Raw genomic sequence first — 12663 nt, forward strand, 5'->3', positions numbered from 1 at the left:
ACTTCCTGTAAAAACACAAAAGGACTTGTTATTTATTAGTAACTTATTTAACATTTCTAAACATTTCTTTAATTAGAATACTGTTGGTACTCCATAAGTCATCTGGAAAAAATTTGTTTATATTATTTCTGTAACTACCATTATTTCTTAAGACTTTTTGAACAGATTTACAAAAGTCTATTACATTATCTTTTTCTACTATTTCTACAACTTTTCCAGTTCCAAAAGCTTCTTTAAAATTTCCAACATTATATGCGACAAAAGGCACCCCTAAACCTATGGATGTATAGGCTACACCGCTTTGACTTATTTCTTTATAAGGTAACCAAAGCATAGAAGCCTCTACTATTTTTTTAATTAAAAAATTGGTTGAAACTTCATTTGGATAAATTTTAATTCTATCTGATAAATTATAATCTAAAACTCTCTTATTAAGTGCTTCAATGTAATTTGGTTCTCCATATCCTATAATCTCTAAAAAAAAAGATTCCTGACTCTCTTTTAACATCTTAGCAACTTCTATAGCGTCTTCTATCCCTTTATATTTAGAAATATATCCTATAATTAAACAATTATTACTATTTGAATTAAATATTGGTTTTCTAAACTCTTTAAAGAATAATCCATGCTGAATTTTAATTATATTTGATTTACCATTGATTTTGTGAATAATAGTTTTGATATTTTTAGTTTGAACTGCAATATTTTTAACTTTATTATAAAGTAAATTATAACGTTTTTTTATTTTGAAATTTTCATTATTATGAGGATATAAGTTATGCACAATGTATATGACAGGAATTTTTTTTTGGAGAAAAGACACCAAATAAACTTCAAAACTAAAATATCGAAGTAGTTGCAACCACTGAATCACTATTCCATCAAATTTTTTAAAATTTAATAAAAGCCAAATCCAGTTAAGTAAATAATCAATTAATTTTAATCCTGTGTTTACACCTAAATAAGTATTGGTTTCTTTAAAGACATCCAAAAAAGGAGGTTTTTTTTTTCCTAAAATAAAAACTTCTACATTAGAGCATTTTAGACCATTAGACAGATAATGCGTGTATATTGCAGAAGTTCCATTAAAATCAACTATTAAAATTTTTTTTTCTTTCATATTTTAATCAAAAGGAGGAAACCAACGACAATTATAGTTTAAATTTTTATTTCTTAAAGACATGAATTTTGAAGGTACGCCTCCAACAATATTATATTCTTCAACATCTTTACTAACTACAGATCCCGCCGCAACAACTGAACCCTTGCATAACTTTACGCCAGGAAGTATAATTGCGTTAGTTCCTATCCATACATAATCTTCAATGATAATTTGCTTTTTAATATATTTAAAATCACTACTATTAACATCATGCGAAGCTGTGATAAACTGAACCCCAGGCGAGACAGAAACATTATTCCCAATAATCAAACCACCACGTCCATCTAAATAACACCCTCTACTGATAGCGCTATTATTTCCTATCTTAATATTTCTCTTATTAATAATCACATTCATGTGTATGCTACTACCTGAACCTATTTTAATTCCAATTATTAATTTATAATAAAAATGCCTTATGAAATAAAAGGGTATTTTATTTATTATGTGATTTGGAAGGTAATGGATAAGAAAGTAAAAGGGAATCCATAAAATTTTCTTTTTCATAAACTATAACAATTTAAATTCTTGTAATATCAAAATCCCTTTTTTAATCATTCCATAAATAAATACAAATATAGGATTAAACCCATTATTTAACATAGCCCTCTGATTTTCATTTAAAGCTACACTTTTAAATTTTGTGCTTACTCCTCCTAATCTCATAAAAGTAACATTAGAACATTTTTTAAATTTAACACCTAACTTAAAAGCCCTAAACAAAAAGTCTGTATCAATTGCTATTTTATAATCTAAATTAAATCCGCCTACTAAATCGTAAGTTTTTCTTGTTGCAAAACAAGTTGTATGAGAAAAACCAAAATTTAAATAAATTCTTTTAGGATTAAATTTTTTATCCATAACTTCAGTAACCTCATTCTTTTCATTAACCCTTTTACAAACTCCATAAGATAATTCAGAATTATTAATATTCAAACAATTTACAACATTTTCAACTGCCATATTATCATACCAATCATCAGAATTCAGCATTCCAATTATATCTCCTGTTGAAAGTTTTAAACCTTTATTCCAAGCATCAGCAATACCTTCATCTTTCTCGCTCAAAAATTTAAACAAAATATTTCTACTTTTAATTTTATCTTCATATTGATTTATTATTGAGACCGTTTCATCTAATGATTGGCCATCAACAATTATATATTCTAGATTATCATAAGTTTGATTTAATAATGACTCAATTGTGTCTTTGACTGTATTTTCATTATTAAAAGTAATAGTGATAATACTAACTAATGGTCTTTTTTTACGGTGTAACACTTTTAAAATGAGTTTTATCTGTTAAAAAAAATACACGATATGGAATATTAGGATCTTTATGTATGTTTTTTGTTCCTAGCCATAAAGTAAAAATAAAGAAACAAAAACCAACTATATAAGTTATTTGTTTTAAAAGCCTCCTTTGCTTTATGATCTGAATAACCTCTGGTGCTAATAAAATAAAAAAGACAATAAAATATAGCGCTCCTCTATACCCTGCATGGCCATAAGGCGCTAGGCTTGACCATATAAATAACCCAACATAAAAAGTGTTTATATAAAAGTTATAGACTAAATCCTCCTTTTTTTTATCTACAAAAAATAAAATAAAAAAACCAATAATTTGAAATAACAATAAAAGCTTATCTCCACCTACACCTACATTCTCATCTAAATATTTCAAATAATGTGGAAGTAAGTATTCAACAAGGAAATAAAGTAATTTAGAAGAAAAGAAACCTCCTATAAATATTATAATAAAGTGTATGTTTTTAAGCTTTAAATTATAAATCCAATATAGCACTATCGCTACAATTGCCGTTTTATGAAAAAATACAGCCACAAATATTGCTATTAAAAAATAAAGTAATTTTCTAGAACTTATATATCTCAGCGAATAGAATACTATAGAAAGAGCCATATATTGCCTAACTATAGAGAATGAGTTGAGAAAAAATATTGGGAATGATAGAAACACTAAAGTAGAAATAACAAAATCTTTGCTTTCTCTTTTAATCACTTTATATGTCAAAAACATTATTAAAAATGAGGATACAATAAAAAAGAATTGAGTAAATTTAATATAACTAGAAAAAATGACTAGCTCTCTACTTAAAAAATCAAACCTATTTAACTGTGCCTCAAGCCATCTTGATTTTCCCTCAATTAAATTATAATACATTTCGAAATCATAACCAACATCAAAACGAAAAGCACTAAATATGAAAATAAAAAAATACGCTAACCAATAAAAATTAACACCTTCAACTATTTTATATTTCCCTGCCTCCAAAAGTAGAAATACAACAATAAAAAAAAGAATGTAAATAAACATATACTTATTTTTCTTATAAGGAGATAGTGATGAAATTTAAATAAACATTTTATTTTCTGATTCCTATTTTAAAAAGAATTTGCCTAACTAAATATTTACAAAAATAAATTACAGGATCATTTTTTCTATTTAACAGAATAGTCCCTCTGAAAGCATTAATCTCAGGGTTATTTATTATGTTTTTATCATATAAACATTTTTTATCCATATTATTTAAGTTATTAATGTACCTATATGGAAAACATCCATAATCCGTTATATCTCCTTCAATTAAAACATTAGAATGTTTTTTAGATAATAAACTTAGAACAGATTGATCATGTCTATGAGCAATAAACTCTCGATCGTTTGATTTCCCCATTACATTTTCATCATCACTTAGAATTCGGTTGTCAGAAGAAAACTTAATCCATTGATTTATAAACTCCATACTTTCTTTACATTTCTTTAAAATAATGAAACCTCCCATAATTTGCGTAGAGTCTTTATAATAAGCTTTATCACAATCCATCAGTAAAAAAGCATCTCTTTTAGTCCATTGTTTTTCAATTAACGGTAATCTAAAACACATTATATTCTTTTCTTGTTTCTCCATATGTTTAATTAATGGAACGACAGTTTTAATAAACAAAGTGCCACTATCTGCATAAAATAGATATTCACCATCATTTATTTCATTAAGCGCTTTATTAACTATAAAGGGTTTCCAGAAATAATTTCCAAATCCTTTATCTCTATACTTTACACTTTCTTTATTTTTCTCGATATAAGCTTTGTCTATATCTTCAGGACCATATTTAATTACCTTATTAACTTTCCCAAATAATTTGGCTGTAAAACTGCTCCAGTTTCGCTTTTTTTTAAATTTTTTATCTGCAAAATTTACTAATGTAATCATTGTAATTTTTTAATATATAATACTCAGATTGTAATTTTTTTTTATAATCTATTTATATCCCAATACACACCTTCTTTTATTTCTTTAGCTGGGGTTCCAGCTAATAATACATTTTTTTTGAATTTATCTGTTACAGTGGAATTTGCACCAATTATTGAATTATTTCCTATTTCAGACCCTTTTAATATGAGTGCCCTATTCCCTATCCACACATAATCGCCAATAATTATTGGTTTATCTAAATTAATCCTTCTATTCGTTTTAAGGTCTAAAATAGAATGCGTGTCAGATGCCCAAACTTCAGCATTCTCTGCAAAAACACATTCTTTTCCTATTTTAATATAATTACTTTTTCCAGCAACCAATATTCTATTAGTATTAAGCCCTGTATTCTCTCCTACAATAATAGAACAATCATTATCTAACACTTCAAATATAGTATTAGTTATATTTCTAGAACCTTCTACAGAGAGCGAACAGTTATTTGCTTTAAAAATAAAAGAACATTTTTTCACCCTGGCATTGTTAATAAAATTAATTGTTATGTTATTTCCTATAAACACAAATTTACTAAAAACAACAAACCCTGAATCGTTATAAATTTTTACAGAACTCCCCTTACATATTATTTTTCCTAAAAAAACCCCATTACCAATAAATTCTATTTTTCCTCTGTACCAAATCTTGAGAAATATTTTATAAAACCTCCCTAAGACATACATTATAAAGTAATTGAATGTCATTTTTTTGTATTAATTTTCATAAATAACTCATCCCTTTTAATAAGATTAATTAACATCTAAACTTGTGCTAAAGTAGAATTTTCTTAGATAAGGAACTATTAAAATTGGCAAAACCACAATTGTACATATAATTTTTATTATTAGAATTAGATTATATCCATACGTTGAGAGATTACCAAAAATCAATGCTGATAAATATATCATTAACATAACTACTAATGCTATTTTTTGATAAGAAAACAAGTTGATACCATTAAATAAATTAATGAAAATTGCAAAAAGACAATGAACAAAAGTATATATTGAAAATAAATAAAAAGTGGTTCTTTCAAATTCCAACTCTGAATTTCCTAAAAACATAAACATAAGCTCTTTAGCAAAAACACTTACCGTTAGACAACCCAATAAAATCAAAACACTTAAAAGTGAGAATCGTATAATCATTTTTTTTATCCAAACAAACTCATTCTTCAAATACGCTAATCTAGAGCTGTCCCAAAATTGAATTAACAAAATTGAAAAAATATTTATAATTGAAAAAAATAATTTATAAATAATCGAATATTCTGCAGTCTTAACAGGGCCAAGGGAATAAGTAATTGCAAAATTATCTATATACATATATGTAAGGCCTAATCCCTGTATTATAAAAAAATTATATGACATTTTTTTAAAACTATCTATATTAGTATATTTTAAAACTTTTAACCTGAACTTTTTCTTAACAAAGAAGAAATATAAAATGTAAACAATTAACCTAACTACACAATAAGTTAAAACAGTGTAAATCAAACTACTACCTAGCTCTATTTTGAAAAAACAAAAAATTACTATATAAAAAACAAAAACAAAAACAAACTGTACAGAGGAAGTAAAAAAACTTTTTTGAAACCCTAAAGAAATTGAGTCAGTTAAACTTAATATATTATTAAGAAAAGAAAAGAAAAGAAAAATCAATAATGAATATATAATTTCTTCTTTCGGTATAGTTACATCTTCAATAAATCTGGTTGGGTCAATATTATATACAATTATAATTAATGGAAAAGCAATAAAAAATGTTGTTTTTGAAATATGGCTAAAAGCTCCGTAAACAATCCCGCTTATTTCATCTTTCTGGTCTTTAGCAATTAAGGCTGTTATTCTATTCCGTAATCCATTGTCATACCCTAATTTAAAAACAGTTATTATCATTGTTAATGATATGAAAGTTTGCCAAATACCGAATCTTTCTTCTCCAAGATAATTTATTAACAGGGGGATGGTTAATAAATTAAAACCAAGAGATCCTATTTTTAAAAAAAGATTTAAAAAAGTATTAATCTTATATGATTTAGTTTCATTGCTGCTCTTCATAAATCAAAACTTAAAAATTCTCATCATATTTTTCAATTCTTGCTTCCAATTCAATATTTTGATTTCCATCCTAAACCATATAGTTAAAAACATCCTTCCCTATTCCAATTTTAAGATAATTTTGAGTTTATTAAAACTGAATTTTTCGGTCGTTTCGCAAAAGTACGATAGCTATTACTTTTTACAAGTTTAATTTTATCTAATAAATAATTCTCAAATAAAACTTGATTTGCAAAATCATACCATGTCATTGCTTTTTCATCACAAAAGTGATAGAGTCCAAACTTGCTTATCCTAACAATAATTATCTTAATAATAAAATCAGCTAAATTTTCAGTATTTGTTGGGCATCCTATTTGTTCATCAGTAATAAAAAGTTCGTTTTCAACTTTAACCTTTTCTAGTATTGATTTGTAAAAATTTTTACTATATTTTTTACTATACAACCAGGAAGTTCTTATGATAAAATATTTTTCTAAAGTTCTCTGGATATATTGCTCTCCTAATAGTTTAGATTTTCCATATTCGTTTATTGGGTTTGGGACATCTGTTAGCTCATATGGTTCGATTTTTTCTCCATCAAAAACATAATCTGTTGATATGTGGATTAAAGTGATATTATTTTCTTTACACGATTCTGCTAAGTTTTTAACAGCTTCTGCATTTACTCTATAGGCAATTTCAGGTGTTTTTTCAGCTTGTTCTACGTTTGTATATGCTGCACAATTTATACAGTAATCAAACTTATTTGCTTTAAAATACAAAAGGAGTTCGCCTTCATTTGTTATGTCTAAATTTTCTTTGGAAACAAAAGTAAACTCTAAACTAGCATCATTTATTGAATACAATTCTTCAATGGTTTTACCTAACTGACCATTAGCTCCAGTTACGAGTACTTTCTTATTCATATTAAATTGAATAGGTTTTCGAAAGTTGGTAAAAGCTTATCTTTTTCTGAAATAATTAACTCATTTTCTGAAATTCCCCAATCAATATTTAATGTTTTATCATTAAATATAATGCCCGCTTCATTTTTGTTATTATAAAAATAATCACATTTATAAGAAAATATCGTATTGTTCTCTAGCACCACAAAACCATGAGCAAACCCTCTAGGAATATAGAGTTGTTTACGATTTTTGTCGTCTAATATTATTGAAAAATGTTGTCCGAAAGTGGGCGATTTTTTTCTAATATCGACACAAACATCTAACACTTTACCTTTAATTACTTGCACTAATTTGGCTTGAGCGTATTCTCCTGTTTGAAAATGCAGCCCTCTTAACACTTTTTTAGCGGACATAGACTGATTATCTTGTACAAAATTAACGTTGATGCCAGTATCTGTTTCAAAAACATGTTGATTAAAGCTTTCAAAAAAGTAACCTCTTTCATCTTCAAAAACTTTTGGTGTAATTACAAAACAGCCCTTTAAGTGTGTTTCTTCAATTTTCATACTATTTTATTTGTTGAAGATATTCGCCATAACCACTTTTTAATAAGGGTTCGGCTAGTTTAAGTAGTTGATTTCTTTTTATATATCCCATATTAAATGCCGTTTCCTCTATACATCCAATTTTTTGTCCTTGACGCTCTTCGATTACCTGAACAAATTGAGATGCCTGCATTAATGACGTAAATGTACCGGTATCTAACCAAGCTGTACCTTTATCTAAAATTTGAACTTTTAATTTGCCCAGCTTTAAATAAGCTTTATTTACATCTGTTATTTCTAATTCGCCTCTTTGACTTGGTTGTATACTTTTTGCAATAGAAATCACAGAATTATCATAAAAATATATACCAGGAACAGCATAGTTTGATTTTGGTTTTTCTGGCTTTTCTTCAATAGAAATAGCATTGTTATCTTTATCAAATTCTACAACACCATAACGTTGCGGGTCTTGAACATGGTAGGCGAAAATTACACCACCATCTGGGTCAACTTTAGACCTTAAGGTTTCATCTAAGCCCGAGCCATAAAATATATTATCGCCCAAAATAAGCGCGACACTATCGTTTCCTATAAAGCTCTCACCTATTAAAAATGCTTCAGCTAATCCTTTAGGCTGTTCTTGTATAGCATATTCAAAAGTACAACCGTAATCTTTACCACTTCCTAATAGTTCTTTAAACCTTGGTATGTCTTTAGATGTTGAAATTATTAAAATTTCATTTATTCCAGCCGACATTAAAGTGGTAAGTGGATAATATATCATGGGTTTATCATAAACTGGCATGAGTTGCTTACTTACCACTTTGGTAAGTGGGTGCAAACGTGTTCCTGAGCCTCCTGCTAATATGATGCCTTTCATTTTTAATTGTATTGTTTTTGATAGTACATTTGATAATCGCCACTAGTTACATTATTTAGCCATGTTTCATTATTTAAATACCAATCAATAGTTTTATTTAAGCCCTCTTCAAAAGTTACGGATGGTTTCCAACCCAATTCCTTGTTTATTTTTGAAGCATCAATAGCATATCTTAAATCATGCCCAGGACGGTCTTTTACATAGGTTATTAACTTCTCTGATGTTCCTTTTGGTCTATTTAGTTTTTCGTCCATTTGTTGGCATAACAACTTAACTAAGTCAATATTTTTCCACTCGTTAAAACCACCAATATTATAGGTTTCATGGTTAATCCCTTTATGAAAAACTAAATCAATAGCTACCGCATGATCTTTTATATACAGCCAATCTCGAGTGTAATTTCCATCTCCATAAACAGGTAACGGTTTATTATGTATTATGTTATTAATAAACAGCGGAATTAACTTTTCAGGGAATTGATTTTGCCCATAATTATTAGAACAGTTTGTTATAACATAAGGCATACCATACGTTTCCCCATAGGCTCTTACAAAATGGTCTGAGCTAGCTTTTGATGCAGAATATGGTGAATTAGGATCATAAGCCGTTGTTTCTGTAAACAAGCCAATTTGCCCTAAGGTACCATAAACCTCATCGGTACTAATATGATAAAATAGTTTATCTTTAAAACTGTCTTTCCAAGTGTTTTTAAACGCATTTAAAAGAACCATGGTACCTATTACGTTTGTTTTTACAAAAGCTAATGGATCTTTTATTGATCTATCTACATGAGATTCCGCGGCTAGGTGGATAACCTTTTCAAACTTGTGCTTTTCGAATAATTCGTTTATAAAAACTTCGTTGGTAATATCCCCTTTTATAAACGTGTAGTTGGGCTTGCCTTCAATATCTTTTAAATTTTCTAAATTACCTGCATAAGTTAGTAGATCAATGTTAAAAATATGGTAGTTTGTATATTTTTCAACAAATAACCTTACCACATGAGAACCTATAAATCCCGCACCTCCTGTAATTAATATTTTCATTTATCTGTTTTATATTTCTCTAAAAATTTAATAAATTCTAAGCTTAATAAAACTAATAGAGTTAACAATACAATACCAACAGCATAAAACATTTTATTAGTAACTGTTTTGCCAAAAACCTTTTTAGTTTTGTCTATAATACCACTTTCTTGCTTGCTAGACACTACTTCTATAACAAATTCTTTATCGGCTTGTTTTCTTCTATTTTCTACTAATTTTTCTCTTAGTTCTAGATCGCTTTTATATAGATCAAACTCTTTTGTTTTGTCTATTTGTGTAGAACCTTCAATAGTGATACTTGTTTGTCCTCCATTTTCTTTTCCAGATACCTTTTCTAATACACGCTTGTATGTACTTTGTAAGGAATCGGATTGGTTCAATGCTTCTATTAATGAAGACTCTTGATTTTTAAGTTCTGTTAAGTCCTTTTTTTGTTCTCTTTTAAAGAACTCATTAGTGTCAATATTTTCAATTATTTTATCAAATACTTTTTTGAAATTATTTCTAGCTTTTGCTTTAATAGCAATTTGTTGATATTCATAATTATAATCTTCAAAATTAGCAACATAAGTTTCATAGGTTACTTTTGATGCAACCATAGAGTCTAATGTTTTGATATAAGTATCATAATTCTGTATTTTTTCGTTTTCTGTTAAGATAGGCACTATTTCAAAATCTAAAATTGATGCCGCTTCAGCTTCTTCAATATTTAAGGATTTTTTTAGGGTATTAATATCTTTCTGTCTTACCAAATCTTTATAATAGCTTATAGAATTATATAAATTTTCACCTGTTTGGTAATTCTGTTTAATGGTAGCGTAGGATTTATATACAGGTTCTAAAGCCGTTTCAAGTGAAAATCCTAGCAGAACCCCAATAAAGCCGGCAATAAATAACTTTATAATATGCTTTTTTATAAAAAACACAAACCAAACAAAAGCTAAAAACAAGGTTTTAAAAATATTACCTATGAAACGGAAAAAACGATCAAAAGCATTCCCTATAAGCTTAAATAATTGCCCTAAGTCTACTTCTTCAGATTGTTGTGGTTTTGGTAAATCGTTACTCATATTATAAAGTATTATTAATTAAATATTTGTTCAATTATTTTTCTTGTTATTAAATACGTTGGTTTTACACCTGTAGTTCCTAAACCGCCAGAGGCTAGTGTAGCTCCAGTTTCTAAAGGATTATCGCTAGCATAATAAGCGTACCTTACTTTTACATTAGGACTAATACTGCCTCTTACTTTTGATGCTGCTTGTATGGCTTTTTGATAATGTGCTCCCTCCATTTCCAATCCAATAACACGCCATGTAGAGTTGTAAAAAAACTTTAAAATGTCTTTGTTTTGTAGTGAAGTTCCCAAAACGGTAATCATCGTGCCTTCATAAACATCAATTCCATTGTCCTCTAAGTCATCTTTAGATAATTCATTATGAAATGGATAATTATCAGCTGTACCTTCAAAAATATGAGCTGTTGGTATCATGATATCTCCTTTTCCTCCTTCTAAAATGCCCGCTTTTCCCATTATGGAAATAGAATCTATGTTCAAATGAATTTTACTCCCTTTTATTTTATAAGGTTTTAGTAATTCATCAATAGTTTCGTATGCTTGTTCTCCAAAAGCATAATCCATAACCAAAATAACCGGTTTTTTAGATTTTATCAGATTTTCGTCCACTTGAATATCTAATTTTGAAACATCTATTTTACTGGTGTCAAAAATTTGAACATCTATTTTGGTACCCGAAGTATCTTCAATATAAATCATACCATTTTGCAACGCTTCTTTGGTTACTTTACTTCGCAAATCATTGTTCTCCTTTTTACTTAATGACTCATAAACGCTATAAATATCTTTTGATGGTACTGTTTTTAAAATTGATGATGAAAACAGTGTATTCATAACACTATGCATATTGGCACTGATGATATGTATGGGTCTCTCCAACAATTCATTCTTATACAATACGTCCTTAATGGCATCTGCCCAAATTTCGCCATGTATGTGGTGACCAAGTCGTTCTCTTAAAACTGGGCTAAACGTTACGGTACGTTTGTTATTATTTATTTGCTCTTCTATGGCTAGTTTTCCTAACCAATACACAATATGCAGTAAGCGTTCTGGTTGTTCTGGTGTAGCAAAATCTTGATAAGCAGCTCTCAATTCGTTAAACGTTCGTCCTAAAATATTGGCCGTATGTGTAATCGCTATTTCACGCTCCTCTTGCGTTAATTTCTTTTTTGATGCAACGGCTTTTTCAAGTTTTGTCCAATCTCTAGTAGTTGCTCCGCTTTCATCAATTAAAACACGATTACTAATTTTGTGCGATTCAATAAAAATAAAAGTGATGTGGGTTAAAATATCATATATTTCAGAACGTCCGCGCGTGATTTCGATATTCATTTGCTCTGCATCAATTCTGTAGCAATTACGTCTTCTTTTTTCTGGAATTATAGCTTTGAAATGGGAGTTGGAATACCCCTCGTCACTCGTTAAATTAATAAACGTACACTCTTCAATCCCAATGGGAAGCCTATCAATAACATAAAGCAAGCCTTCTAATTCGGCCTTTTCTTCTCCTATAGAACCATATATTTCTGGTCGTAAAAGCAGTAAGGATTGGCGAAGCGTTTCGCCCGAAATACCCATAGGTTTGTAAAAGCCTCTATTAAATAAATGGCGCATCGTTATATACATCCGCTCAATGGCGTTCGAACTCTCTTGGGCTCGCGTTCTATCGTGATGTTTTTTGTTACTCATACTCATTTTTTAACGCACCAAATGTACTACTTTTTAGT

The 12663-nt window shown here is 28.4% G+C and carries 13 protein-coding genes; all 13 read right to left on the reverse strand.

All coding sequences use genetic code 11. The annotated features are described in order from the left end of the window. Positions 1–43: 43 nt before the first annotated feature. The gene (locus EV196_RS03225; RefSeq protein WP_132214822.1) at positions 44–1120 is read right to left on the reverse strand and encodes a glycosyltransferase; all 1077 of its coding nucleotides are present in this window, start codon (positions 1118–1120) and stop codon (positions 44–46) included. A 3-nt stretch (positions 1121–1123) separates the two neighbouring features. Next, positions 1124–1669 (reverse strand): acyltransferase, encoded by a 546-nt coding sequence (locus tag EV196_RS03230; RefSeq protein WP_132214824.1) that lies wholly within the window; start codon positions 1667–1669, stop codon positions 1124–1126. Positions 1670–1672: 3 nt separating this feature from the next. Then, complete coding sequence (locus tag EV196_RS03235) at positions 1673–2443, reverse strand: glycosyltransferase family 2 protein (protein ID WP_165876088.1); 771 nt, start codon at positions 2441–2443, stop codon at positions 1673–1675. Further along, entirely contained in the window at positions 2430–3497 is a 1068-nt protein-coding gene (locus EV196_RS03240; protein ID WP_132214828.1) for an EpsG family protein, read from the reverse strand. The genes EV196_RS03235 and EV196_RS03240 overlap by 14 nt, the downstream gene beginning before the upstream one ends. 49 nt (positions 3498–3546) lie before the next feature. Beyond that, positions 3547–4395 carry a hypothetical protein gene (locus EV196_RS03245; protein ID WP_132214830.1) on the reverse strand — a complete coding sequence of 283 codons (849 nt, stop codon included), beginning with the start codon at positions 4393–4395 and terminating at the stop codon, positions 3547–3549. Between the two features lie 41 nt (positions 4396–4436). Beyond that, on the reverse strand, positions 4437–5138 hold the full coding sequence (locus EV196_RS03250; RefSeq protein ID WP_132214832.1) for an acyltransferase: 702 nt from the start codon (positions 5136–5138) through the stop codon (positions 4437–4439). Positions 5139–5183: 45 nt separating this feature from the next. Beyond that, positions 5184–6494 carry an oligosaccharide flippase family protein gene (locus EV196_RS03255; RefSeq protein WP_132214834.1) on the reverse strand — a complete coding sequence of 437 codons (1311 nt, stop codon included), beginning with the start codon at positions 6492–6494 and terminating at the stop codon, positions 5184–5186. 110 nt (positions 6495–6604) lie between these two features. Beyond that, positions 6605–7402, reverse strand: coding sequence for a dTDP-4-dehydrorhamnose reductase (rfbD, locus tag EV196_RS03260; RefSeq protein WP_132214836.1), 798 nt, complete (start codon positions 7400–7402; stop codon positions 6605–6607). Further along, the gene (gene rfbC, locus EV196_RS03265) at positions 7399–7950 is read right to left on the reverse strand and encodes a dTDP-4-dehydrorhamnose 3,5-epimerase (protein ID WP_132214838.1); all 552 of its coding nucleotides are present in this window, start codon (positions 7948–7950) and stop codon (positions 7399–7401) included. The genes rfbD and rfbC overlap by 4 nt, the downstream gene beginning before the upstream one ends. A gap of 1 nt (position 7951) precedes the next feature. After that, positions 7952–8809, reverse strand: a complete 858-nt coding sequence (gene rfbA, locus EV196_RS03270) for a glucose-1-phosphate thymidylyltransferase RfbA (protein ID WP_132214840.1) — start codon at positions 8807–8809, stop codon at positions 7952–7954. Positions 8810–8811: 2 nt separating this feature from the next. Beyond that, positions 8812–9855 (reverse strand): dTDP-glucose 4,6-dehydratase, encoded by a 1044-nt coding sequence (gene rfbB, locus EV196_RS03275; RefSeq protein WP_132214842.1) that lies wholly within the window; start codon positions 9853–9855, stop codon positions 8812–8814. After that, a complete protein-coding gene (locus EV196_RS03280) occupies positions 9852–10925 on the reverse strand; it encodes a hypothetical protein (protein ID WP_132214844.1) in 1074 nt (357 codons plus the stop codon). Before EV196_RS03280 ends, rfbB begins: the two co-directional genes overlap by 4 nt. A gap of 14 nt (positions 10926–10939) precedes the next feature. Further along, positions 10940–12625 carry a DUF6909 family protein gene (locus EV196_RS03285; RefSeq protein WP_132214846.1) on the reverse strand — a complete coding sequence of 562 codons (1686 nt, stop codon included), beginning with the start codon at positions 12623–12625 and terminating at the stop codon, positions 10940–10942. Between the last annotated feature and the right edge of the window lie 38 nt (positions 12626–12663).

It is taken from the genome of Mariniflexile fucanivorans (assembly GCF_004341235.1).
Lineage (GTDB): Bacteria > Bacteroidota > Bacteroidia > Flavobacteriales > Flavobacteriaceae > Mariniflexile > Mariniflexile fucanivorans.